General features: G+C 63.4%; 20 protein-coding genes and 5 pseudogenes. 12 read left to right on the forward strand and 13 right to left on the reverse strand.

Annotated elements, in window-relative coordinates:
- Positions 1–74: 74 nt before the first annotated feature.
- Positions 75–1,718 carry an ISL3 family transposase gene (locus tag IGS68_RS29155; RefSeq protein ID WP_201082834.1) on the forward strand — a complete coding sequence of 548 codons (1,644 nt, stop codon included), beginning with the start codon at positions 75–77 and terminating at the stop codon, positions 1,716–1,718.
- Between the two features lie 251 nt (positions 1,719–1,969).
- Positions 1,970–2,665: an IS6 family transposase gene (locus IGS68_RS29160; RefSeq protein ID WP_201082634.1), complete on the forward strand. Its 696-nt coding sequence runs from the start codon at positions 1,970–1,972 to the stop codon at positions 2,663–2,665.
- 443 nt (positions 2,666–3,108) lie between these two features.
- Here the strand turns inward: IGS68_RS29160 and IGS68_RS29165 are convergent, their stop codons facing one another.
- From IGS68_RS29165 to tnpA, 4 genes are read right to left on the reverse strand one after another with little or no spacing between them, the layout of a single operon-like run.
- Positions 3,109–3,678 (reverse strand): YecA/YgfB family protein, encoded by a 570-nt coding sequence (locus tag IGS68_RS29165; RefSeq protein ID WP_247880890.1) that lies wholly within the window; start codon positions 3,676–3,678, stop codon positions 3,109–3,111.
- Positions 3,675–5,243: an IS66 family transposase gene (gene tnpC, locus IGS68_RS29170; protein ID WP_201070909.1), complete on the reverse strand. Its 1,569-nt coding sequence runs from the start codon at positions 5,241–5,243 to the stop codon at positions 3,675–3,677. Before tnpC ends, IGS68_RS29165 begins: the two co-directional genes overlap by 4 nt.
- 51 nt (positions 5,244–5,294) lie before the next feature.
- A complete protein-coding gene (gene tnpB / locus IGS68_RS29175; RefSeq protein ID WP_201070915.1) occupies positions 5,295–5,648 on the reverse strand; it encodes an IS66 family insertion sequence element accessory protein TnpB in 354 nt (117 codons plus the stop codon).
- Positions 5,645–6,055, reverse strand: a complete 411-nt coding sequence (gene tnpA / locus IGS68_RS29180; protein ID WP_201070912.1) for an IS66-like element accessory protein TnpA — start codon at positions 6,053–6,055, stop codon at positions 5,645–5,647. Before tnpA ends, tnpB begins: the two co-directional genes overlap by 4 nt.
- A 133-nt stretch (positions 6,056–6,188) precedes the next feature.
- Here tnpA and IGS68_RS36380 point away from each other — a divergent pair.
- Positions 6,189–6,704 (forward strand): annotated as a pseudogene (locus IGS68_RS36380) (recombinase family protein); the annotation flags it as partial.
- Positions 6,705–7,253: 549 nt separating this feature from the next.
- Here the strand turns inward: IGS68_RS36380 and IGS68_RS29195 are convergent.
- Positions 7,254–8,012: pseudogene (locus IGS68_RS29195) on the reverse strand (IS256 family transposase); the annotation flags it as partial.
- A gap of 626 nt (positions 8,013–8,638) precedes the next feature.
- Between IGS68_RS29195 and IGS68_RS29200 the strand changes: the two are divergent.
- Positions 8,639–10,024 (forward strand): amidase, encoded by a 1,386-nt coding sequence (locus tag IGS68_RS29200; RefSeq protein ID WP_201082638.1) that lies wholly within the window; start codon positions 8,639–8,641, stop codon positions 10,022–10,024.
- On the opposite strand, the gene IGS68_RS29205 is transcribed toward IGS68_RS29200, so the two are convergent.
- From IGS68_RS29205 to IGS68_RS29220, 4 genes are read right to left on the reverse strand one after another with little or no spacing between them, the layout of a single operon-like run.
- Complete coding sequence (locus IGS68_RS29205; RefSeq protein ID WP_201082640.1) at positions 9,957–11,099, reverse strand: clostripain-related cysteine peptidase; 1,143 nt, start codon at positions 11,097–11,099, stop codon at positions 9,957–9,959. The two genes, IGS68_RS29200 and IGS68_RS29205, sit on opposite strands and share 68 nt — an antisense overlap.
- Positions 11,011–11,856 (reverse strand): TfuA-like protein, encoded by an 846-nt coding sequence (locus IGS68_RS29210; protein ID WP_201082642.1) that lies wholly within the window; start codon positions 11,854–11,856, stop codon positions 11,011–11,013. The genes IGS68_RS29205 and IGS68_RS29210 overlap by 89 nt, the downstream gene beginning before the upstream one ends.
- Entirely contained in the window at positions 11,853–13,145 is a 1,293-nt protein-coding gene (locus IGS68_RS29215) for a YcaO-like family protein (protein WP_201082644.1), read from the reverse strand. The genes IGS68_RS29210 and IGS68_RS29215 overlap by 4 nt, the downstream gene beginning before the upstream one ends.
- The gene (locus tag IGS68_RS29220; RefSeq protein ID WP_201082646.1) at positions 13,132–13,908 is read right to left on the reverse strand and encodes a hypothetical protein; all 777 of its coding nucleotides are present in this window, start codon (positions 13,906–13,908) and stop codon (positions 13,132–13,134) included. The genes IGS68_RS29215 and IGS68_RS29220 overlap by 14 nt, the downstream gene beginning before the upstream one ends.
- 117 nt (positions 13,909–14,025) lie before the next feature.
- Here IGS68_RS29220 and IGS68_RS29225 point away from each other — a divergent pair, with 117 nt between their 5' ends.
- On the forward strand, positions 14,026–15,786 hold the full coding sequence (locus IGS68_RS29225) for a tetratricopeptide repeat protein (RefSeq protein WP_201082648.1): 1,761 nt from the start codon (positions 14,026–14,028) through the stop codon (positions 15,784–15,786).
- 68 nt (positions 15,787–15,854) lie between these two features.
- Here IGS68_RS29225 and IGS68_RS29230 read toward each other — a convergent pair.
- Positions 15,855–16,037 (reverse strand): annotated as a pseudogene (locus tag IGS68_RS29230) (transposase); the annotation flags it as partial.
- A 103-nt stretch (positions 16,038–16,140) separates the two neighbouring features.
- Between IGS68_RS29230 and IGS68_RS29235 the strand changes: the two are divergent.
- The 6 genes and pseudogenes from IGS68_RS29235 to IGS68_RS29260 all read left to right on the forward strand — a co-directional run.
- Entirely contained in the window at positions 16,141–16,416 is a 276-nt protein-coding gene (locus tag IGS68_RS29235) for a transposase (RefSeq protein WP_201082650.1), read from the forward strand.
- 129 nt (positions 16,417–16,545) lie between these two features.
- Positions 16,546–17,745: pseudogene (locus tag IGS68_RS29240) on the forward strand (ISL3 family transposase); the annotation flags it as partial.
- A 128-nt stretch (positions 17,746–17,873) separates the two neighbouring features.
- On the forward strand, positions 17,874–19,478 hold the full coding sequence (locus tag IGS68_RS29245; RefSeq protein WP_201070890.1) for an ISL3 family transposase: 1,605 nt from the start codon (positions 17,874–17,876) through the stop codon (positions 19,476–19,478).
- Between the two features lie 195 nt (positions 19,479–19,673).
- Positions 19,674–20,951, forward strand: a complete 1,278-nt coding sequence (gene istA / locus IGS68_RS29250) for an IS21 family transposase (RefSeq protein ID WP_201076556.1) — start codon at positions 19,674–19,676, stop codon at positions 20,949–20,951.
- A complete protein-coding gene (istB, locus tag IGS68_RS29255; RefSeq protein ID WP_201076558.1) occupies positions 20,948–21,826 on the forward strand; it encodes an IS21-like element helper ATPase IstB in 879 nt (292 codons plus the stop codon). Before istA ends, istB begins: the two co-directional genes overlap by 4 nt.
- 106 nt (positions 21,827–21,932) lie before the next feature.
- Positions 21,933–22,325 (forward strand): annotated as a pseudogene (locus IGS68_RS29260) (transposase); the annotation flags it as partial.
- Positions 22,326–22,794: 469 nt separating this feature from the next.
- Here the strand turns inward: IGS68_RS29260 and IGS68_RS29265 are convergent.
- The 3 genes from IGS68_RS29265 to IGS68_RS29275 are packed head-to-tail and all read right to left on the reverse strand — an operon-like array spanning position 22,795 to position 24,478.
- Positions 22,795–23,277, reverse strand: a complete 483-nt coding sequence (locus IGS68_RS29265) for a hypothetical protein (RefSeq protein WP_201082652.1) — start codon at positions 23,275–23,277, stop codon at positions 22,795–22,797.
- The gene (locus IGS68_RS29270) at positions 23,274–24,035 is read right to left on the reverse strand and encodes a hypothetical protein (RefSeq protein ID WP_201082654.1); all 762 of its coding nucleotides are present in this window, start codon (positions 24,033–24,035) and stop codon (positions 23,274–23,276) included. The genes IGS68_RS29265 and IGS68_RS29270 overlap by 4 nt, the downstream gene beginning before the upstream one ends.
- The gene (locus tag IGS68_RS29275; protein ID WP_201082656.1) at positions 24,035–24,478 is read right to left on the reverse strand and encodes a hypothetical protein; all 444 of its coding nucleotides are present in this window, start codon (positions 24,476–24,478) and stop codon (positions 24,035–24,037) included. The genes IGS68_RS29270 and IGS68_RS29275 overlap by 1 nt, the downstream gene beginning before the upstream one ends.
- A gap of 226 nt (positions 24,479–24,704) precedes the next feature.
- Here IGS68_RS29275 and IGS68_RS29280 point away from each other — a divergent pair, with 226 nt between their 5' ends.
- Positions 24,705–25,037, forward strand: coding sequence for a hypothetical protein (locus tag IGS68_RS29280; protein WP_201082658.1), 333 nt, complete (start codon positions 24,705–24,707; stop codon positions 25,035–25,037).

The following is a 25,037-nucleotide window of genomic DNA, read 5'->3' on the forward strand; positions in this document are numbered from 1 at the left end:
ACTAGCAGGGGCTGATGCCATGGTGCACCGGCCGTCTTATATGAAGATGGCACTCTCAACAATGACGCTGTTTTCTGTTGATCACCCTCGACTTTTCCGAGCTCTTTCCAAGCCTCCACATCACCGATCGGATCGATCCTCACCGCTCCCGAATGACGCTCCGGGTGCAACTGGACCATGTGGACGCCGCCTGTCCGGCATGTGGCGCCCGGTCGGCGCGGATCCACAGCCATTACTGGCGCAGTCTCGCCGACGTCCCCTGTTTCGGACGTCCGCTTATTCTGCTGGTGCGCATCCGCCGCTTCCGCTGCGTCAACGCCGCCTGCCGCCAACAGACGTTCGCCGAGCGTCCGGCGGTGATTGCCCGCCCCAGGGCTCGCCACACTGATCGCCTGCGTGCCCTGCACTATGCCGTCGCCCTGGCGCTGGGTGGCAATGCCGGAGCGCGCATGACGGGTACGATGGCGATCCCCGTCGGCGCCACGACGCTGCTGCGCCGCATCCGCGAGGCGGTTCCCGATCCGGCGCCGGAAGTCCGTGTTCTCGGCGTCGATGACTGGGCTTGGCGCAAAGGCCAGAACTACGGCACGATCCTGTGCGATCTGGAACGGAGACGCGTCATCGACCTGCTGCCTGACCGCAAGGCGGTGACCCTGGCGGCTTGGCTGCGGCGCCACCCCGGCGTCGAGATCATCGTGCGCGACCGCGCCGGCGCCTATGCCGACGGGGCTCGTCAGGGAGCGCCTCGGGCCGTTCAGGTTGCGGACCGGTGGCATCTCCTGCGCAACAGCGGTGATGCTCTGCGCGGCGTGCTCGATCACCATCACCGTCATCTGACCGAAGCCGCCCGCGTCGCGGCAATGTCGGCTCCGGTCGAGACGGTCGCCAACGACAATTGTGCCGATGGCGCGGATGGAGTCGGGATGCCGTCTCCCAACAAAGCTGAACGTCGGTCACTGGAGGCGCGTGGCCAGCGAGAGGCCCGCTTCGAGGAAGCGGTTCGGCTGCGCGCGCAGGGGATGTCGATCAAGGCGGTGGCCAGAATGCTCGGCGTCGAGCGCAAGACGGTCCGGCGCTGGCTGCGCGCCGGGCGGGCTCCGACCTGGCTCCACGCCGACCGGGGCCGGAGCATTCTCGACCCGTTCCGGGATTACTTGGAGACGCGCTGGGATGCCGGATACCGCAACGGCGCCGGGCTATGGCGGGAGATCCGCGATCGGGGCTTCGCCGGACAGGACGGTGTCGTCAAGCAATGGGCCGCCCGGCGCCGCCGGGAGGATCAGCTTGCCAAACGGACTTCTCCCGCCAAGTCCTCGGCGAAGCCGGCACCGCCGCCCACGACGCGCAAAGCCGCGCGGATGCTGATGAGCGAACCGGACAAGCTGGATGCGGAGGAGCGCCGGTTCACGACGGCGCTGCTTGAGCTGTCGCCGCCGATCGCCCAGGCGGTCGATCTGGCGAAGGCATTCTCGACTATGATCAAGCAGGGTCTGGCCGGCCAGCTCGACGGCTGGATCAGCGCCGCCGAAGAAGGCGGCTTCAAAGGCTTTGCCCGGAGCCTCCGTCAGGATGTCGAAGCCGTCCACGCCGCCTTGACGCTACCCTGGAGCACCGGTCCGGTCGAGGGCCAGATCAACCGGCTGAAAGTCGTCAAGCGCACCATGTACGGCCGCGCCGGTTTCGATCTCCTACGCAGCCGCGTCATGGCAGCTGCTTAGGTGAAAACATAGCCTGAAATTCCTCCATAAGCTGTGCACACAAAAGAACGAAGAACCCAACTTTGCACGCCGAATAACAGAAACCGGCTACGGCAAGCGCTCCATGGCGGAAACCGCGATGTCGAGATACAAGCGCATCCTCGGCGACCACCTTCATGCCCGCAAGCTATCCGGTCAGCAGGCCGAAGCTGCCATCGGGCGTTGTCACGAGAACGGTGGCGCTCCGTCAGCGGCGACGATAATTTGCCTGAATGAAGCCGATCTCATATGCCCGTCACCAGTTCCCGCCCGCCGTCATCCAGCATGCCGTGTGGCTTTATCTCCGGTTCACGCTGAGCTACCGGGACGTTGAGGACCTGCTGGCGGAGCGCGGACTGGATGTCTCCTACGAAACAATCCGGCGCTGGGTCGGCAAGTTCGGCCCGGCGATCGCGCGCAACCTTCGGCAGCTGCGATGCAGACCTAGCTCGCGCTGGCATCTTGATGAGATGGTTGTACGGATCAACGGCAGGCAAATGTACCTGTGGCGGGCGGTTGATGATGAGGGCGAGGTGCTGGAAGTCCTGATCCAGCACCGGCGGAACAAAGCCGCGGCCCGAAAGCTCATCCGCAAGCTGCTCAAAAAGCACGGCTTTGTTCCGACCCGGATTACAACCGACAAGCTGCGCTCCTACGGCGCCGCGTTCAAGGAAATCGGACTAAGCGCCGAGCATGAACAAGGGGTCTACCAGAACAACCGGGCCGAAGTCTCCCACCAGCCACTCCGCCGACGAGAACGGAAGATGCAGCGGTTCAAGTCGCCGGGCTCCGCCCAGCGCTTCGTCTCGATGCATGCCGCCACCTACAACACCTTCAACCTCCAGCGCCATCTGATTTCCCGCCGTACCCTACGCGCCTTCCGGGCGCAGGCCATGGCCGAGTGGAATGCTGCAGTCGTGGCCGCCTGAACCAGTCGATGGCTCCCGGCCCTCTGCGAGTCAGTTCAGTTCGTGTGACAAAGCCCATGGCGCACATCGAACAGCAGGCGGTCAGGTCAGCCGATCGAGCATGCACGGTGACGAGCCCGGAACTGAGCTCGACACGGTCAACGACGAGCCCGTCCGGCAACAGGGACAACAGGGGTTCGGTGATCAAGAGCGATACAGGTTGAGAGGGAGCTGATGCCCTTTATGTGAGCATCCCAGCAGCTCTCTGCATCAAGTTCCACCGGGTTTGCGGAAGGGCCAGCATTCACTCGGCGTCTACAGGCCGGGCAGTTCATCGGCCCCCATGCGCCTTACGGTTACCGTTACCGGCCACGCCAGGACGGCACGTGCGGCCAACTCGCCATCGACGACGAGGAGGCTGAACGTAAGCGATGCGAGCGGACCCTTGGCCTTTGGCTGCGTGATCACCGCATGGATCGGTTGCGGCGGGCCTTGAAGTGTTCGCGCAACTCCAGGATGGCCTTGGCTACGGCCGGGACGTCGGCCTCGGCGATGGCCGCCGTGCCGAACAGCACGGGGCCCAGGGCCTGGAACGGAGCATGTTCCGGTTTGCCCGGGTTGGTCACGCTCTTCCAGGCGCGCGGCGCCAGCCGGGTGGCCACCAGGAACCCGAGGGACCAGAAGATCGGGTCCAGCCCTCCTGCGTGGTGCGGCGCCAGATGCGGCCGGTACAGGCCGGGGAACTGCGCCATCGTCTCCGACAGGCGGTTATGGTGGTCCGCCACGGCCTGGACGGCCCGGTGCTCCCGGCTGCTCTCCGCGGCGAGCAGGGCGTGGTCGCCCAGCAGGTCGCCGAGCCAGATCCGCGGATCGAGGAACTTCGGCCCGATCAGCACGGCGGTCAGGTAGCCGTCGAGGCCGTCCAGCCGCGACACCGGCGCCGCCCGGCCCCGCTGGTACGCTTCGAGCTCCTCCGCGTCCTGCATCGCCCTGGGCGCCGCCGGTCCGGTCTGCGCAGCGGGCTCGGCCGTCATGCCGCCCGGACCGTCCCGGCATCGGCGCCCCGCTCGGCTTTCCATGCCCACGGCAGCAGGCGGTCGAGATCGTTGGCCTTCACGGCACCCGACACGATGCGCTCCAGCACGTCGGCCAGGTAGGAGAACGGGTCGAGGCCGTTCAGCCTGGCGCTGTTGATCAGCGAGGCGAGGATCGCCCAGTCCCGGCCGCCCGCCGCGGAGCCGGCGAACAGGGCGTTCTTGCGGCCCAACCCGATCGGGCGCATCAGTCTCTCCACGGTGTTGGTATCCACCTCGATGCGGCCGTCCTCGAGGAAGGCGACCAGCCCGTCCCAGTGACCCAGGGTGTAGGAGATCGCCTTGGCCAGGCTCGACTGGCCGGAGATCTCCGCCCGCACCGCCATCAGCCGGACCTTCAGAGCTTCCAGGATCGGCCGGGACCGGTCCTGCCGGACCCGCAGGCGGGTCTCCGCCGTCGTGCCGCGGATGCGTGCCTCGATGGCGTAGACCTCACCGAGGCGCCCGATCACTTCCCGCGCCACCTCCGACCGGGTCGTCCTGAACACCGCCACGAACTTGCGGCGGGCATGGCTCAGGCAGAAGACGAGCCGGATCGTCGCCCGCCTCCGGCGGCGGACAAGCGCCTTGTAGGCCACATAGCCGTCCACCTGGAGAAGCCCGTCGAAGCCCGCCAGCTGGTCCTGGATCGCCGCCGTGTCCCGCCCCTCGGCGAACACGTAGCCGACCGCCGGTCGGGCCGGTCCCTGCCAGGGGCGGTCGTCCACCGCCTGGGCCCACAGCTGGCAGATCCTGGTGCGGCCCCGTCCGGGATCCAACCGGGGCAACGGCGTCTCGTCGCAGAACACCCGCTCCTGGGATCGGATGTAGAGCAGCAGCCGCTCGTACAGCGGCTTCAGCCACCACGCCGCCCGGCGAACCCAGAACACCAGCGTCGTCCGGTCCAGCGCGATGCCCTGGCCGGCGAACATCCGGGACTGCCGGTACAGCGGCAGGTGCCAGGCGAACTTCGCCACCACCACGTGGGCGACCAGCGCGGTGGTGGCCATGCCGCCGTCCACCACGCGCGGCCTGGCGGCGGCCTGGACCAGGGTGCCGCGGCAGCATCGGCAGGCATACTTCGGCCGGATGGTGCGCAGGACGCGCACAAGGGCCGGGATCACGTCCAGCGCCTCGGCGACGTCCTCGCCGATCCGGTGCATCGGCCCGGCGCAGCACGGGCACGCGGTGCTCTCCGGCTCGATAGTCGTCTCGACCCGCGGCAGATGCCGGGGCAGAGCGCCGACATTCCGGTTCGCCGGACGGCGCGGGTGCCGCCCCGGCTTCCCGGACGTGCGGTCCGCGTTGTCGTTGGCGGCCGGAGCCGCCTCGACGGCGAGGTCGCCGAGATCGAGGACGCCCTGCTCCGGGTCGATCATCGCGGCCCTCTCCGACTTCGCCCCGAAGATCATCGCCTTCAGGGTCTTCACCTGCGCCTGCAGATCCGCGTTCCTGGCCTCCAGATCACGGATGATCCGGACCAGTTCGGCGGGGTCTGCGGGGAGCGGGTCGGGAGGCTCGGCCATGCCCCGGAGCATACCGCAAAAGCCGGCAGCATCCCAGACGGATCAACGCCTTCAGCCCATCCACCGGGGCGTCTTCACGGGTGGCGGCGCGGCCGCGCGCCACTCCAGTCCGTCGAGCAGCAGCGCGAACTGGACCGCGCTCAGCCGGACCGCGCCGTCCCGGACCGGCGGCCAGGGGAATCCGCCGTCCTCCAGCCACTTCGTTGCGAGGATCAATCCGCTACCGTCCCAAACCAGGAGCTTGAGCCGGTCCTTGCGCTTGGAGCGGAAGACGAAGACGTCACCGCAGTAGGGATCCGCCTTCAGCGCCTCGGCCACCAGGGCGACCAGGCCGTGGACCCCTTTGCGGAAATCGATCGGCTGCGTGGCGAGCACGACCTTGAGGCCGGGACGCGGCGTGATCATCCCCGCCCTCGGGCGGCCGCGACGACCGCCGCGGCGAGGCCGGGATCGACGGCGCCGTGGAACACCAGCCGCCCGCTGCGCAGATCCATCTCGATCCGGCCCGGCGCCGTCTCCCGGGATGCTTGACGCCGGTCCCGCGGAGGAGCGGGCGCAGGCTCCTCGACCACCGTGACCGGAACGAACAGCGGCGTCTGCGCCGGGGTCGCTTCCGGGACCGCACCTGCCTCCCGGCGCCAGACCGTGAGCAGGCCGCGGTTCACCCCGTTCCGCCGCGCGACCTCGGAGATGTTGGCGCCCGGCACCGCGCTCTCCGCCACGATGCGCGCCTTCTCCTGTGCCGTCCACACGCGCCGTTGACACCGTCCCGTGATCACCTCGACCCGCCGATACGGCCCGTCTTCATCCATGGCTTCAAGCCTGGGATGAAGCCTGACGCCATCCTCCATCGCCCCCTCCGTGCTCCGTGAACCCGCGCGTAATCTCGCTCACAGACCCGGTTCCGGGAAGAAGGGTGCACTCGCATCGCTTACGGCTGAACTCGTGCGCACGCTTTACGATTGGCTGGTCGGGGAGGACCTGACCCTGCGCCAGATCCTCAGGCGGCTGAACTTCGGCCCCTGGGTCCCGCGCTGCGGCCGGCGGCCATGGTCGCCCTCGACGGTCCACCACATCCTGTCCGACCCCGTCTACACCGGAACCGCTTACTCGAACCGCTACGAATACCTGCCGGCCCGCAAGCCCCGTAGCCGCAAGCCTACCTACTCGGGCAAGGGGAGCCGTCGGCTGCGACCGCGGGAGGAGTGGATCGCAATCCCGGTGCCGCCGCTGGTCGACCAGCCGACCTGGGACTGCGCCCAGGCCCAACTGACACGCAACGCCGCCCTGTCATTCCGCAACAACACCAAGCATGACTACCTGCTGCGCTGCCTGCTGACTTGCGGGAAGTGCGGCCTGACCATGCACGGTGTCACCCGCAAAGCCGCAACGGCCAGTGGCGTGCGTCAGTACTACCGGTGCGCCGGCAAGGATTGCGTCCACACCGCCCGGCCGGTCCCTTGTCCGCGGGCCCAGGTAAGCGCCGACGATCTTGAACGGGCGGTGTGGGATCATGTCCGTAATCTGCTTGCCGATCCCGACCGCCTGCTCGCCCGGTTCAGCGAGTTCGCCGAGGAGGCTGGCCAGGCCGCGGCAGGAGGATCCGATGCCGAACGAAAGCTGCGGTCTCGGCTGGACAGTCTGGCGCGGAGCGACCGGCGTCTGCTCGACGCCTATCAGGCGGAGGTGATCAGCCTGGAGGAACTGCACGAGCGCCGCCGGCAAGTAGCCGACCAGCGCCGCGCTCTGGAATTCCAGCTCGACCAGCAGCATCGCCTAAGCGAACAGCGAGCCAAGGCCCGCGCGGTCATGTCGGACTTGACGGCGTTCTGTGGGCGGGTGCGGGAGCGGCTGGAGAATGCCTCGTTCGCCGATCGGCAGGCACTCTTGCACCTCGTCATCGACCGCATCATTGTTCACGATGACAGTCTGGAGATCCGCCATGTCATTCCCCTGCGCAACCCACCGCCGGGGCGGGAGGCTATCGCCGAAGCGAATGGTCGATTGCGTTCGGATCGTGTGGACCCGGCAGCGTTGCCATGTTGCTCGAAAGACCTTGGACACAGCCGCCTTGATGCCCTCGTGAGCGTCGGAGATCACCAGCTTGACCCCCGCCAAGCCCCGGCGCTTGAGCTTGCGCAGGAAGTCCATCCAGAAGGTTTCGGCTTCCGAGCAGCCGATATCCATGCCCAGCACTTCGCGCCGGCCATCGGTGTTGACGGCCACCGCGATGGTCACGGCAACCGAGACGATCCGCCCGTTCTGGCGGACCTTGATGTAGGTGGCGTCGATCCAGAGATAGGGCCAGTCGCCTTCGATGGGACGGGTGAGGAAGGTAGTCACCCGTTCATCGATCTCCTCGCACAGCCGGCTGACCTGGCTCTTGGAGATGCCGGACATCCCCATCGCTTTGACCAGATCATCGACCGAGCGGGTCGAAACACCGTGAATGTAGGCCTCCTGGATCACCGCCGTCAGCGCCTTCTCCGCCATCCGGCGCGGCTCCAGGAAGCCAGGAAAATAGCTGCCCTTGCGCAACTTGGGAATTTTCAACTCGACCGTCCCGGCGCGGGTTTCCCAATCACGGTCGCGATAGCCGTTGCGCTGCGCAAGGCGGTCGGCCGACCGCTCGCCATGGCCAGCGCCGGTCAGCGTCTGAATCTCCAGTTCCATCAGCCGCTGGGCGGCGAAGCCGATCATCTCGCGCAGCACGTCGGCATCAGTGCCCTTTTCAAGCATCGAACGAAGCGTCATCATCTCATCGGTCATCGTGGTCACCTTGGATCAGGTATGTGTTGTGGTGACCAGACTTTACCCGAGAACCACGATGACCGCCCGTTCCGGGGCAGGCCCTCCGGTCGGCTACGCCTCCCTTCAGGCCTGCCCCGGAACGGGCGCTGCTACACCACGCGTGGGGACAAGACCGCCCGCGCCGCCGAGGTCGCGATCGCCGCTGCGGTCCTTAACCGAATGCTCGACCTGGGACGCCCGAACTCCGTCCGCATCGCATGATCAACTCGGGGAATGGGGCCTTCCTTGCCTCTTCCCCCTCCGCGCAACACGCCGGCGGACATAGCCCATCGCCCTCCCGTGCGGCAGCCCTCATTCCCCTCAAAGTAGCATCCCGATCAGCACCGGCAGGCACGCCCCCTCTGCGAACAGTTTCTCACTCGGCTTCTACAGAATGCGCCCTCAGCAATTCCTACCAACCTTCGGATACGACCGAACTTCCAATCCTGGAGCGACTGTCAGATCACGCAAGGTGCCCGCCAGACGACGCTTACAGATTAAGCCTGGTGGGTGTTAACTTTATAGGTCAAGGGAACAATAAAATGTAGGCGATAATGTTAGTAAAATAACTTAACGGAAATGAGATGTTGCGCCAACGGAGTGTCATGATGAGCAGACGTGTTTGCGAGCAAAGCGACGTTTTACGATCTTCGGAGTCTGCAACTTCCTATATCCGGTCTCGAATCGAAGCTGCGCGAAGAACACAAGGAATTTTTACTGAATTGTTTGAGGCAGAAGCGCTTTGGGCCGCGAGGATGCTGGATGACCAGGCAGATCCACCACGCTGCGATGGTTTATCGCCGGCACTTTCGGTTTCGATCAAGGACGTATTCCGGGTCAAGGGGCACATCGCCCATGCAGGCTCCCATGTTTTCGACGACGATGCTCCGGCCATGCGAGACGCTCCGGTGATTGCAAAATTGCGTCGTTCCGGCGCCGTACTACTGGGTTACACGACGATGTCGGCATTCGGACAATCCAGCCTCGGCATCAACGAGGTATTCGGAACGCCGAAAAATCCTTTTGATGCCGACCGGATACCAGGAGGTTCCTCATCGGGCATCAGTGTGGCGACGGCACTTGATATCACGACCGCAGGCCTAGGAACAGATACGGGTGGATCCGTGCGCATTCCATCGGCCTTCTGCGGCCTTGTCGGCTACAAACCGAGCCGTAAGCGCTTTTCCCTGATGGGGGTTATCCCAGTTGCCCGCAGTATGGAGGCAGTTGGCGTCGTCGCGCGAACAGTCGAAACATGCATAACCATGGACACGGCCCTGACCGGCGGGCTTGATACCAATTTCATCGCCTGCTCCCAGACTCAGGCTCTCCGCTTCGCCATTCCGGAAACTTACGTCGTTCGGCATTGTGATGAGGCAGTATGGCAATCTTTTCGACACGCAGTGAGTGTTCTACGGGACGCTGGAGCCCAGATCTCATATGTGCCCTCCAATTTATTCGATGAAGTTGATGCAGTCGAACCGCTTTCCATAATCCCTGCGTTCGAGATATACGCTTGGCATCGTAGATTGCTCGAAACGCGTGGCCATCTTTATGAACCTGCTGTCCGAGATCTGATCGAGAGTGGGCGAACGATCGCATCACGCGAATACGCTCGCATGCAGGCTTGGAGGAAGCAGTTCAAGTCAGCCTTGGAAGCACTAATCCGCCACCATGGCACGCTTCTGACGCCGGCTGTATGTCTATTGCCGCCGTTTCGGCACGAGGTGGAGGATGCTGAAGCGGCAATGAAGCTCAACAGGCGCATGTTGACCTTCACCATGTTTGCAAACTTGGCCGACAGCAGTTCATTGACTCTACCCTGGCAAACCAACTTGGCTTCATTACCGATCGGGCTAATGTTGACTGGCTGCTGTGACCAGGATCAACGGATTCTGGATGAAGGTCTGGCTGTTCAGCATATCATTCGGCAGGTGACCGGGCATGATACAGGTCAAGAAAATTCAGCCACCCTGAGTGTTCAGCGCTGAAGGCCAGCCTAGTGTAAGCGTCGCGGCCCTTTTCGAACTGCTTGCGGAATGATGGAAACCAGATGGACAGGCCGCTTGCATCCTTGACGGTATAACCAAGCTTTTCGGCACGAATGCAGTTGGCATGGGCTGCTGCCATATCCTTTACAAGCTTGAGGAGATGTTCGTCGCCTGAACGATTGGCAACATTCCTGGTGAAATCCAACAGGTCGACGAAGCCGATGTGCAGGAAGGACTGAGCATAAATGCGACTTTTCCGGATATCCCCATACAAGGTCGTCACATTCTTTTGTAGGTAAGTGCCCAAATCACTCACTAATAACGCGAGGTGATCAAGCTTTTTCAATTCGACCACGGCGAGACAGATGCCGAAGGGAAGTCTCTCGTGATAGCTGGAAATATAATCAGCGATTAGGCTGTGGGTGACCGTTAGGGGATCAGGATTGGTATTGAGCTTAGCCAGCAGCTTATCGTACGGCCAGCCGTCGATCGGTTCAAGCGCTTGGGAGCCGATCAGGAGAGTGACGAAGTCCTTAAATTCGTACGCATTCTCAATATTGGACATCAGGCACGCATCGAAGCCTAGGATGGTGAGCGGCCGCTTCGGAGTGTACTCGCTGTTCTTCAAAGCGTTCCTGATGGAATTCATAGTCAAAGCACGCCCTGCAAGGTCGATGGTCACGCGCTGACCATCGCCATGCCCCCAGAGGACCAAGATTTCGTGGACGCTGGGATATCGCTCCCGCGACCATCTGAGAAACTCAGTGAGTGTTTTCTCTTCGTTGGCGCGGGGCTTTATCGCAGCATCGGGAATTCGCTCGATGACCATGCGGTAAGCAGTCCGACGCGGATCATGTGAATCGTAGCGGGCATCCGGTTCCGTTATTTCATAACGGATGAAACCAGAGAACTCACCAGTCATGCCGATTTCAACCACCGCGTGAGTATGCGGCGAAACGCCGACGCGGCAGAGTTCCCGTAAATCTTTAAGGCTTGCATTGCTCAAGTCGTTGTTGCCGGCATTGAACATCAGCATTGCCCATCGTTTGTCTAGTGAACTGCTCAATTCGGGCATGATCAAGCTTCCTTCCAGGGTAGCGGGACAACATCTCGCGGCGTTTCAACTCTACGGCCTGAGCCCAGAACACGGTGGCGCTGAACTGGTAGGCGACACGCTTTGGCGCCGATAAGTAATTGATATTTTGACTAAACCAATGTAACAGGCTCGATGCGTCACGTCGCTTCTGGTCAATCGCATGTCGGCGGATCCAATGTGACAGATCCGCAGCTTGGGCAGCCGGTAGTTGTGCTGCGGTGATGACCGCTTCGTAATCGCGTTTCGGAAAGAACTGTCGTTTGGCTATTTGAACCAATTGGCGCGCAGTATCTACCGTCATGACACCAGCGTCGGCAGCTGACGCGAAAGTTCGCCGCATGTTGACCAGTGCTTCGCTGATGGGCTTGTATCCGACCGCAGCAGGACCGTGGGTGATCGCGACTTCGTCCTCACCCTCCAGTCTGCCGTCGCGATAGGCCTCATAAATCCAGCCATGTCCGACCATACCGAAAGGACCAAGTTCGACGGCCCGCCAAGCGCCCATGCTGGCTGCGCCGAATACATGAATGCCTTGAGTCATAGCCCATAGGATTTCTTTGTGCCAGACCGCGGGCTGAAAGCCGAAATAGCCGTCGATGATGGCAATTGCGTCCGGCCGGATCAGTGTGGCTTCATAGACATCGCCCTGCGCAACGGGCGACCGGAATTCCGCATCAATAATGCTGGCGGCTTCACTCCGAGGCAGACTTGGTCCGAGGAAAACGATGATCTTCATGCCATGGCCGCGCTCAATCGAGGGCCGGCTTGGTAGTGAGCGGCTTCATACCCGTCCTCTGCCCCAGGAACTACGATCTTTACGACGGGAATACCAATCAGTTGCTGCGTCAGATCAACGGCCAGAACTTGGCTCAGACCGGCTTGGTCCAGTCGATCGACCATCATGGCGACCGCTTGCGCCCGGTCGACTGGTAGGCACCGTGGCGAGGCATCGCCTAGCCTTTCGGCCAGGGAACGAAGCGCCGTACCGGGTCGGGTCCGTAACCTTTGTCGTTGCGCTTCCAGAATGTCTTCCGGAAATGTGCCGTAGTAACTTCGATAATTGTCGTCACGGGCCCCGGCTATCTGTGTGACGCGGCCTTGAGCCGCTTCCAAGATGGCACCGGCTAGTGCAACGGCCGGATTGACGTGGCTGGCGGATCCATCCACCCAGCTGAATGGTGACGTGCCCCATACCTCCGCATCCATGATACGGCACAGGAAGGTCGGGATCAGGATCTTGTCGGCGATGTCCCACAGACCCACCAGCAGGCCTGCCTCGTGAATCCGGTGCAGCAGGTGCCGGCATACCGGATCGGCAACCTGATCAGGGTCGATGCGTCGTGCATCCTGCTCGGATGGTGTTCGGAAGCCCCAAAAAGATAGAGCATCCGCCTCGATGACCTCGGCCAACCCGTGCGCGATCGCCTGCCCGCGGGTGAAACCCGCCCCCAGACCTGTGCTGGACGGCGGGAACAGAGCGGAACCTTCTGGTAGCGGTATCGTTAAATCGAGATTAGCAAAAGCGAATGGCAGCCACGACCTTCGTTGATTTTTCAAGTCCTCGCCCTCAACCCAGAGTAGTCTTGTCCAGTCTGTCAGGATTGCTGAAGTGGCAAGCGGCAAGCTGGAAAGGTCTACTAATTTTCCTACAGAAACCATTTGAGAGGGCGTCGCCAGTCGCAACGGAAGCAGGATGTTTTCAGCGTGCCATGACTCCACCGACTCCATGATCGCCGATAGTTTCGCATCCTCTATTGTTAGCCCTTTGCCCATTGATACGGAAAGTGACTTGCTGTTTGGCCGAGAGGCCATCGCAACGGGTATGCCGATCCTATCAAGCCCGGTAGCGTCAGCGACACGAGTAATGCCAAGTGTCGGCATCCACCGCTTCAGGCGTAGCAATAAGGCGGTTACGTCACCCGTGCGTCCGCTGGAGTGTCGCCATGCATCAGCCACCGCATGAGTCGAGTCCCAGGAGGCGACCTCGCCGTCTGCAGGATGATCAGAAAGGTCAGTGCTGATCATTGACGCTGAACCGCATCAACACTGCGGAGTCCGCAAGGGAAGTAAGATAGGGACTCCGGGTGCGCTGGCGGGGCGCCGATCCCTGGAATGAGAGCCCGCTAGGCCCCGTCACCGACAGGAGATCAGCGTCAGGGCCGTCCTGCTCGAGAGGCTCGCCACGAAGAGCATTCCGAATTTTCCAGACGGGCGGACAGCGATCCAGCAACTCCTGAAGTGCCTGAGATGTTTCCGATTGGCATTTGGGCTGGACCTTTTCAGGTAAGCGATAGGCTTCCATCACCGTATCGGGAATGAAGGACAGCGTTCCATCCTCGCCACGAACTAGAAGTCCGGAATGTTGACTCGGCTGGTATTTGGCCAGTGAGTCCCGGCCCCAGGACCAAGCCCTAGATGAAAGGGCCGGGCTCGTCTCCGCCGCGATCTGTTGCAGACAATCAAGCTCGATCGACCCGACCGGCTGCGGGGCTGGAACACATGTCGATGAGGACTGGGACAGGCTCAATGACAGCAACGGGACCTCGTCTTCGAGGCGTAGGAACGGACCCCGCAGAGCATTGCAGATGCCCCAAATGACAGGACAGTGGTTGAGCAGCCTTTGAAGTTGGTCCCCATCCTCACCATCGGGCAGCATGGGATCCCCACCGGGCTGCTGGTCTTCCGGTAGTTGTAGTTGGGTTAGGTCAAGGTGTTCATCCGGAACAAAGTATAGGTAGCCGTTTCCGTCACGGACCAAGAGACCTTCAATCATAATTTCGTTAGGCATGTCCTATCTCACTGATTATAGTGTTTTATTGAAGAGTATAAGTGGGATAGATAGTCGGTTCGCTACAGGAATAAAGATCACATTCGTTTGGGCAGGTGAGGGCAAGGAACACGCCGTATGACGGATGTCCAGAAACTACGTCGCAAATTGACCGCCGTCATGGTAGCCGATATGAAAGGCTACAGCTGTATGGTCCGCGACGATGAGGAAGCGTCTTACTGGAGCACGGCAGAATGCCTGGATGTTTTCAGGCGTGAGATTTCGTCTAACTGCGGGCGGATCATCCGCGTTGCTGGGGACGGCTTGCTTGCCGAATTCGACAGCATTGTTGTTGCCGTTGAGGTAGCTATTGCCGTTCAGAAGCAGATCTCCCTTATACCCAATAGGCACCGTGAAAACAATTTCCGGCCGCAGTTCCGAATCGGCGTCAATGTCGGAGACGTCATCGACGTAGATGGAATGCTGCACGGCGATGCCGTGAATATTGCCGCCCGCCTTGAGGCTTTCGCTGATCCAGGCGCCATCTGCATTTCGGATGTCGCCTACAACATGCTAAAGAACAAGCTAAAATGCGGATTCAGGTATCTCGGCGAACACAATTTGAAGAACATAGCGGAACCTGTCGGTGTCTATCAAATCCACTTCGATAATGAGGCGGACAGACGTAGACCCACGATGCGGCCGCTTACTAGCGCGAGAACCCATTCTGCAAAGCCATCGATCTGTGTCCGCCCGTTCGTCAGCCTTCAACAACGTAGCCAGTGCGACAGCTTCAGTGATGGGATGACAGAAGACGTCATTGTTAACCTGTCGCGTTTCCACGAACTTTCTGTAACTTCTCGTGATACGGCGATGATGTTTCATGACCGAGGTGTCACGAACGCTGAACTGGCGCAACGGATCAACGTACAATACGTCGTCGATGGTTGCATTCGTCGGCAAAAAGGGCGGTTGCGCATGACAGTTCAACTCGTTGATGCATTGAGCAACCAAGTTGTCTGGAGTGACCAGTTCGACGAAAACATGCATGATGTCTTCATCGTGCAGCAAACCTTAACATCCCGACTGGTTTCCAAGCTCCCGATCCGAATCGAACAGGCCGAACAGTCCAAAGCCTTCCGGGTCCACTCGGAGCGCCTGGAAGCCTATCATTGCTACCTCAGAGGCAACTTCTTACTTTATCAGTATGGACGCGCCTCGAACGAAGAGGCCAAGACATTCTTTCGAAAGGCTATGGATCTCGACCCCTCCTTCGCTCGCGCTCACGCTACTCTGTCACGAGCCTTCCATTTCGACTGGCGTTACGGCTGGTGCACCGATCCTGATCAGGCACTCAGGACAGCCCTAGAGTCTGCACGAACAGCCGTAGCACTCGACTCAACAGATGCTCGTGGCTATGCAGAGATGGGATTCGCCTATTTGTATTTGAAACAACAAAAACCTAGCATATGTGCTTATGAGAGGGCACTTTCACTCAATCCGAATGACGCCGATGTATTGGCTGATTACGCGGATGCTCTGTCATATGTGAATCGAGCGGATGACGCCATCGCCTGTGTGTTGCGCGCCATCGAATTAAACCCTTACCATCCCGACTGGTACCTCTGGAACTTGGCTGATGTCTATTTCGTCATGGGTGATTATGCTCAGGCGATCCAAACGGTCAACAGGATGAACAATCCCTCGGAGTGTTACCGGCTTCTCGCAGCCTGTTATGCGCTTAGCGGAGCGATTGAGGAGGCTCAGTTCTTCGGTGTGCGGGTGCTGGAACAGCATCCAGAATTCACCGTGGAACAGTGGGTGGATAAACAGCCTGACACCGTGCCAGAGGTGTCACAGCGCTTCGCCCGCGGCTTGCTACTGGCTGGATTGCCATGACTGGCTACGTTGGTGAGATGGACGGTCCCCCGCATTGAGGCACGTTCAGTGCCATATGGCTGCGCTGGTGCACGGATGCGGCGCCAGCACGGGCCGATGGCCGGATACTTGCGTCCCCAGGCGCTGTCCTCGAAGGCTTCCAGCGCGGCCTCGGCGGTCGTGGCGTCGATCGCCCGGTAGATGTCCTTCAGGGCGGCTGCGACGGCCCGGCGGTCCTTCCAGGAGACGAACACCAGGCTATTGCGAAGTAAGCGTCGTCTGTGGGCTGCCTTGCGGGAGGTGCGGGCACCGTGCTGAATGCTGGGCGCCGGCGGCGCCCGAGGGTGTGTCCGGCTTGGCATCGTGGCAAGCAGCGTGGTTTGCACTGTGGCGGTCCAGCGTATTGAGGTCATCACCGGCGCCGGAGGGCGACGGACCTATTCGGCCGAGGAGAAGATCCGCCTGGTCGGCGAAGCCCGCGGCGGGCGTGGCGCTGTCGCCGCGGTGGCCCGCCGCTACGGCATCTACACCAGCCTGATCTATCGCTGGCGCCGGCAGCTCCAGAGCGGCGAATTGGCCGCCCCCGCGGCCTTCGTGCCGGTGCACGTGCTGGAGGCGCCGCCGTCCTGTGCATCGGCGTGGAAACAGTAGGTTCACCCAAGTTTTGTGTGACCAACCAGAGGTGGAGATGCTCCCGGCCTGCTGCCGCGAAGAGGCTAAGGCTCTCTGGAGTGCCGGATTGCCATATGAGTGGTCATCTCCACCATAGCGGCCTGGCTCTTGAACATCTCCCTGCATTCCATCGGCTTCCCCGGCACTCTTGAGGTCCTTGAGCAAATCGACCGAGGTTTTCACCGCATCACCTTACGCGCGCAACCGACAGCCGCATCGGCCCCGTGCACCGAGTGCGGAATGCCGTCCCGGCGGGTTCACGGGGTCTACTGGCGCAGCCTCGGTGATGTCGCGTGTTTCGGCCACCCGACCATCCTGCTCGTCCGGATGCGCCGCTTCCGCTGCACCATGCCCACGTGTCCCCGACGAACCTTTGCCGAACCGCTGCCCGGGATCGCCTGCCCGCGGGCACGCCAGACCGACCGGTTGCGCGCGATCCATCGCTCTATCGGCCTGGCACTCGGCGGCAACCCCGGTGCCCGCCACGCCGCTACCCTGGGCGTGCCGATCAGCCGCACGACCCTGCTGGACCGTGTCCGTGCCGATGATGCCGAGCCGATCCCGCCGGTCAGTGTGCTCGGCGTGGACGACTGGGCCTGGCGTAAGGGCCATCGCTACGGCACGATCCTGTGCGATCTCGAACGCCGGCGGGTGATCGACCTGCTGCCCGACCGCAGCGCCGACACTCTGGCGGCCTGGCTGGAGGAGCATCCCAGTGTCTCGGCAGTTGTCCGCGACCGCGCCGGCACCTATGCCGACGGCGCCGCCCGGGGCGCGCCCGACGCCATCCAGATTCTCGATCGCTGGCATCTGCTGCGCAACGGCAGCGACGCCCTGCGCGGTCTCCTCGATCAGCATCACCGCGAGTTGCGCGCGGCCGCACGAGCGGCAGCACAGCCAGCGGCTCTGGCAGCAGTTGTGGAGGTTCCGGAACCGGCTTCACCAGCAGAGAGGCCGATGCGTACAACCGAGCGGCGGTCACAGGCGGCGCAGGAACGCCGCGATGCCCGCTTCGCTGAAGTCGCCCGTCTCCGCGAGCAGGGTTTGTCGCTGACAGCGATCGCCCGGACGATCGGCATCGAACGCAGGACAGTGCGCCGCTGGCTGAGGGCCGGTCATGCCCCGACATGGCGTCATGCCGATCGCGGCACCAGCATCCTCGACCCGTACAAGGCCTGGCTGGACGAACGCTGGCGGAGCGGGTGCAACAACGCTGCGGCACTCTGGCGGGAACTCCGGGACCGGGGCTTTGCCGGGCAGTACACTGTCGTGCGCGATTGGGCGACACAGCGCCGGCGGCAGGACCCTCCTGGCGATCCTGTAAGTGCCGGGTGAATACTGGTCCATCCGCATTCCCGGTGCAGGGCGAGTGCGCCAGAGGGTGAGGATAACCATATGAGGGGAAACGCTTTTCCCCCGAGAGTGCCGTCTTCTCCGTGTCCAGTTCGTTGCTGTCCCTGCTGCCCGCCGGTCTCGCGGTTGAGCGGGTCGTCGTCCGCCCTGATCGTGTTGTCGTCGCCGTTCGTGCTCGCGCCGCCACGGCGTCCTGTCCCTTGTGCCGGCGCCACTCGCGTCGCGTCCACAGCCGCTACATCCGGCATCTTGGGGATCTCCCCTGGCAGGGGAGGATCGGCCATCTCGAGCTTCAGGTCCGTCGCTTTCGCTGCTCCGCCCCAAGATGCCCGCGCCGGATCTTCGCCGAGCGCCTGCCGGAGGTGGCCCTGCCGAGGGTTCGGCGGACCGTCCGCCTCGCCGAGGCGCAACGCCGCATCGCCCTACATGCCGGAGGCGAGTCGGGCGCCCGCCTAGCGGACCGCCTCGCCATGCCGGTCAGCGGCGACACCCTGCTGCGCCTGATCCGGGCGGCTCCCCTCCCGGTGGCACCGACCCCGCGCGTCGTCGGCATCGATGATTGGGCTTGGCGGCGTGGCCGGCGCTACGGCACCCTCATCGTCGATCTGGAGCGCAGCCGCCCCATCGACCTGCTGCCCGATCGCGACGGAGAAACAGTTGCCGCCTGGCTGAAGGCACACCCCGGCGTGGAGATCGTTGCCCGAGACCGGGCCGGTGCCTATGCCGACGGCGCCCGGACCGGAGCTCCGGACGCGGTCCAGGTGGCTGACCGTTGGCATCTTCTGCGCAATCTCGGCGACGCCCTGGCCGGCGTTCTCGACCGGCATCACCGGGCCATCCGCACTGCGACCAAGGCAGCCACGGCGGTGACGACGGTTCCGGTTCCCAACGCTCCGCCGGAGCCCCGGCCTCTGCCCCGCAGCCAGCAGCGCACGCTGGACAAGCGGGCGGCGCGGCAGGCCCGTTTCGAGGAAGTCGCAGCACTGCACGCCCGCGGCTGGTCGCAGAGTGCTATCTCCCGCAGCACTGGCCTGGACCGCGCCACGATCCGGACATGGTTGCGGGCGGGCCGGCCTCCGTCGTGGAGCAAACCGGCTTATGGGAGCACAATCGACCGCCATGCCGAGTACCTGCGGCAACGCTGGGCCGAGGGCTGCACCAACACCGCCCGGCTGTGGCGGGAAATCCGCGACCGGGGCTATTCGGGCCGACCCAAGACCGTGCAGGAATGGGTTCGGCGCCGGCTGCGGGGCACCGGTGCCGGGCCTGCCGACCTGGAGTCGTCTACGACCGCCTGGAAGGCGCCCTCCGGCCGGCGCGCGGCGTGGCTGGTGGTGGCCGATGCCAACGAGATCGACGAGACCGCAGGGAAGTTCGTCGAGGCCCTGCTCGCCGGATCGCCGGACTTGGCCGTGGTGATCGCGCTGGCGCGGGAGTTTCGCGCGATGGTCCGAGAGAGGCGGGCCGACGGATTGGATCCGTGGCTCGCGGCAGCGCAGGGAACGGCGCTGACCGGGTTTGCCGGCGGCTTGAAACGGGACTTGGCGGCGGTCCGGGCCGGGTTGTCGCTGTCGTGGAGCAGCGGCCCGGTGGAAGGTCAGGTCAGTCGACTCAAGACGATCAAGCGTACCATGTGCGGGCGGGCCGGCTTCGACCTGCTGCGCTATCGGGTTCTGGAGGCCGCATGACATCGGAGAAAATATGACGTGGAAATGCACTTGCCGCTTGTGCACCGGGAATGCGGATGGACCTGAATACTCCTCAGATCGGGCGGATGAACTTTCCCCAGGCTGACGCAACGGCACGGCTCCGGAGCAGGCGCCTCGGAACCGTGTAGCCGCCCTTGGCCCATAATCCCCTCAGTCGATTGAGGGAGGGCGTGGGTGGTCACACTTGGGGAACTCGTCATGATTCTCGATCTCGCCCGCCAGGGGTTGAGCGTGTCGGCAATCGCGCGCCGGACCGGCCTGGATCGCAAGACCATCCGCAAGTACATCGCCAATGGGCTGGAGCCGCCCGCCTACACGCCGCGGCCCCCGCGGCAGACCCTTGTCGGCCCCTTTGAACCCTACCTGCGGGAGCGCCTCCAGGCCTTCCCGGAACTCAGCGGCCGACGTCTGCTCCGGGATATCCGCGCGCTCGGCTACCAGGGCGGCTATACCGTGCTGAAGGATTTCCTGCGCACCGTCCGGCCCAGGCCCGAGACACAGTTCGAGCGCCGGTTCGAGACACCGCCCGGCAAGCAGGCCCAGGTCGATTTCGCCTTCTTCAAGACCGTGTTCACCGACCAGCCCGACGTCGAGCGGATCGTCTGGCTGTTCTCGATCGTGCTCGGCCACAGCCGCATGATGTGGGCCCGCTTCGTCGCCCGCCAGGATCTGCCGACCGTGCTCCGGTGCCACATCGCCGCCTTCGAGGCGTTCGGCGGCGTGCCCGAGCAGATCCTGTATGACCGCATGAAGACCGCCGTGCTCGGTGACGTCGAGGACCCCGACCAGCCGGCCAAGGGGATCGCCTACAATGCCAAGCTCCTCGATCTGGCCGCCTGCTACGGTTTCCTGCCGAAGGCCTGCAGGCCCTACCGGGCGCAGACCAAGGGCAAGGTGGAGCGGCCCTTCCGCTATGTCCGGGAGGACTTCTTCCTCGCCCGCACCTTCCGCAATCTGGACGACTTGAATGCCCAGTTCGTCCAGTGGCTGGACCAGGTCGCCAACGTTCGCCTGCACGCCACCACCCAGCGTGTCGTCGTCGAGCATTTCGCCGAGGAGCGCGATCACCTCAAGGCCCTCCCGGCCGGTCCCTTCAACACCGTGCTGGCACTCGAGCGCCGCATCACCCGCGACGGCATGGTCTCCGTTGCCGGCAATCTCTACTCCGTGCCCGACAGCACCCGCCGGCGGACCGTCGAGGTGCAGATTACCGCCGGCGCGGTCAACATCCTGGAGGACGGCATGCTCATCGCCTCCCATCCGGCACAGGAAGGCCGCGGCCAGCGCCGGATCGCTCCCGGCCACCGTACCCAGCCGCCGCCGGCCAACAGCAGGACGGCCCGGGAGGAGACCAGGCCCGAGCCTCCTCGGGGCAGCACGGTGACACCCCGTTCGCTGGCCATCTACGACGCGATCGGCCGCCGTCTCGCCAGCCAGCAGGGTGCCCCATGACCGCAACCACCCTCGATCCGGCGGCCAGCCCCGCCACGCTCGACCGCATCCGCGCTCACCTGGTCGGTCTCAACATGCCGCGCGCGCTCGAAGTGCTGGAGCATATCCTGCGCCGGATCGAACGCGGCGAGATCTCGGCCCTGGAGGCCATCGACACCCTGCTCGGCGAGGAACTGACCCTGCGGGAGGGGCGACGCGTCAGGTCCGCGCTGAAGATGGGCCGGCTGATCAACATCAAGACCCTGGGCGGGTTCGACTTCTCCTTCCAGCCCTCGCTTGACCGCGACCGCATCATGGCGCTGGCCCAGCTCGACTTCGTCGATCGCCACGAGGCGGTCCATTTCCTCGGTCAACCCGGCTGCGGCAAAACCCATCTGGCGCTGGCCCTCGGTGTCGAGGCGGTCAAGTCCGGTCGTTCGGTCTACTTCGCCACCCTGGCCGACATCGTCAGTTCGCTCGCCAAGGCGGAGCGGGAGGGCACCCTGCGCGAACGCCTGCGCTTTCTGTGCCGGCCCCAGCTGCTGATCGTCGATGAGATCGGCTATCTGCCCGTCATCCCGGGGGGCGGCAACCTGTTCTTCCAACTGGTAAATGCCCGCTACGAACGCGGCGCGATGATCCTGACCTCGAACCGCGGCTTTGCCGAATGGGGCGATGTCTTCGGCGGCACCGTCGTCGCCACCGCGCTGCTGGACCGCCTGCTACACCATGCCGTTGTCGTTCAGATCGAGGGAGCCAGCTACCGGCTCCGCCGCCACGCCGACCTGATCCCGGACAACACTCGAACCCGATCCATCACTGCCCCTCAACCTCAACCACGCCGCCGGGGACGACCACCGAAAATGACCTCTGCCCAGCCAGACACCGACCTATAACCTGATAAACCGTCTGGGGATTATTCACCCGCCCGATCCGGGGAAGCTTCATCCGCCCTTTACAGATCCGAAAGGGGCGCCCGGCAAACCGGCCCTGAGCAAGAGCCCGGAGCCGCCGACACCACGCCGGGCGGTTCGCCTTCTGACCGGGGAAGCCGATAAGCTCAGCGACGACGACCGGCGGTTCGTCACCGCACTGCTGGAGCGCTCGCCGACCATCGCCATCGCCGTCGATCTGATCCGCCGCTTCACGACGATGGTGAAGGACCAGATGGCCGGCGCTCTCGATGGCTGGCTGCGCGAGGCGGAAGGAAGCGCCCTGACGTCGTTCGCCACCGGTCTGCGCCGCGATGAGGACGCGCTGCGCGCCGCTTTGACCGAGCCGTGGAGCAACGGCCAAGTCGAGGGTCAGGTCAACCGGCTCAAGGTCATCAAGCGCGAGATGTACGGGCGCGCCGGGTTCGACTTACTCCGCTGTCGAGTGCTCGCACATGCATAGCGAGTATATGATGGAGCCAAACACGCCAGGGTCATCCACACAAAACTTGGGTGAACCCAAAATTCTTCCAAAAGCTTAAACAGCACGAGGGAGCTGCAACATCTGCCTCTGAAACCATTACTCACCCGATGGCGTAGATCAGGCACCCGCTTACTTCGGCTCGGCATAGCCGAGGAAGTCGATCCTGTTCTGCCGCGGAACCAGATCAGACCTGCAAATTCGGGGGCCAGTTTCGCGGCCTTGCTCCGGCACAAAAGACCTGCTCCCTCGTTCTCCTCCCGAAATATGAAGGACATCGATACGCGAGATCACTGACCGTCGCAATGACTGCGGGGAAAATTCTCGATCTCACTGTTAACATCCCGTCTAAAGGAGCCTCATCTCACACATGCTGGGAACGTTTTTCCAGGATGGAATGCCTTAACGTTTTCCGGGAAGCGGACTATGCAGCATGATCGGTTCCATTGGCTTAGCCTCCCCGCTTGACCCACACCGGCGGCAAATCGCACGCGATCCCGCCCGCCTCACGCCGTCGCGTTTGGCGGCACTTCTCCGCCATAGCCCGCGCATCGTTGAGCGCAGCCACCTGAGCGAGGAATGTCGCACCTTCGAAAGCCGCCACTCCCTGCCGCTGACCGTCCCAGCGCCCGACACCGTAGCCGACGCCAGCCAGCAGCAACCCCGCCACCATCAGCACCGCCGCCGTGGTGATGCTGGAGCGTCGCACGATCCGTGCCGCCTCGCGCTCGGTCACCGCCGTCGCCGCCAGCGCAACGCGCCGGATCAGATCGGCTTCCCCTTCCGGCGTCAGGCCGCGCGCGCCGCCCTTCACCGCTTCGGCCGCCGTCTCGGCCGTATCCATGACGGTGACCAGCGCTAGGCGCAACGGGCTGTCTTCCTCCATGCCCGCTTGGATGCAGAAGGTCTCGACCTGCCGCCGCCTGTCGCTCACGGCAGCCAGCCCGCCTGCGCCGCCCTCTCGGTTTCAAGATCGCGCAGCCATTTCTTCACCATGAAGGCATAAGTCGGATCGAGCGGCTTGCCGCTGGCCCCCTTCGCCCCCGACGCCGCGCCGTAGAAGCCGAGGCCGGATTTCCGCACCAGATCCATGCAGGCGAGGCGGCGCATCATGATCAATTCCGCACCCGCCTCGACCATCTGCGAAAAGCCGGGGTGGCTCAGCGTCTGATCGAATGCGCCCGCCATGGTCTTTCCCTCCCGGATGACTCCCTCGTTCGTCACGAGCAAGGTGCGCTTCGGCCGGAAGTAGCCCGCCTCCCAGATCGACAGGACGTGCTTCAGATCCTCCTCCTCCGGGCCGAGGAAGTAAAGCGCCAGCGGCTCGATGCCGTATTCCTCGCAGAATTCCACCAGACCGAGATCGCGGCCATATTCCTGAAGCACCCGGTCGCCGCCGCCGAGATCGAGCACGGCGGAGCGCCTCTCCTCAATCATCCTGTTCAGGAGGTCGGATATCCACTCCTTCACATCCGGCAGCTCCTCGGAGCGGGGACGGGTCGCATCGGGAAACATGCTGGCCAGCGTCTTGGAGCGGGCATCCCCATCGGCCACGATCACGTCGCGTCCCTGATTGCGCGCCCGCCAGACCAGCTCGGACAGGCCGGTGGACTTGCCGCCGAACCCGCGACCGAGACCGACCGCCAGCACGGGAGCCGATGCCGTGGCGTCGTGCCCATTGCCATTCGCCATCACTCTGTCCTTCCTGAATGCCTGTTAATCTTCGAGCGGAACTCGGCCAACTTGGCAGAACCGTCCGACGCCGGGGTGGTCGCCTCCTCCGGCGGCATTGCCGTCACGGGGGGCAAAGCCTCCCGCACCACCGGCATTGCGCCGACCGGCTTGCCCTTCGGTTTCTTTCCCTCCTGCGCCTTGGCATGCCGCTCTTTCACCCGGAGCCACAGCCGACGGACCGACTGCGGCTGGAGAGGTTTGCCGTCCACGCCGGTGAAGCCGCGACTGGTCAGCACCGTCGTCACCTGTTGCCAATTCGGCGGCGCTTCGTCGAACAGCTCCACCAGTTCGTCATGGTTCCGGTACATCCACTGATACAGCGGGGACCGGAGACTGCCGCCCTTCTGCTGCAACGCCGCCTTCAGGTCGGCCAGAACGCTGGGATCGTCTTGCTTTGCCATGAAAAGAGGTTGCCAGAGACGCGATAGGTACGTCCACGGCACGGACGAGGTAGGGACATATTTGGTAGACATAGACGGGACACATAGTGCTACAGTCGTGGACAAAGACGAGACATATATGCCGGGCAGGAAAGATGACTAGACCAAGGCATTGGCCTAACGGCCATGCGACGGATTGGGACGGTGGAATTTCCTTGAGAAAGGGATCGCAATGAGGGTGTCGCGCATGGCTGAGGATGAGATCGCCGCCCGCTTCGACGACCTGCAAACCAGCCTCGACGCCCTGACGCGGGGCTTGGGCGCGATGAACGAAACACTGGAGACGCACACGGAAATGCTGGCCGCCCTGCTGGAAGCGGCGACGGTGGAGCCGGAGAAGGACAGCCCGCTGCAGAAGACGCTGGAGAAGATTTTTCTGACGCTGAAGACGCAGACGGACGTGCTGGTGCAGGTCGGCGGCATGCTGGACCGGATGGGGCCGACGGTGGAGATGGCCGTCATCCGCGGCGTGCATCGGGCGGTCGGCACCGTCGATGAAGACGGCGTGATCCAGGAATAG

It is taken from the genome of Skermanella sp. TT6 (genome assembly GCF_016653635.2).
In the GTDB taxonomy this organism is placed as follows: Bacteria; Pseudomonadota; Alphaproteobacteria; order Azospirillales; family Azospirillaceae; genus Skermanella; species Skermanella cutis.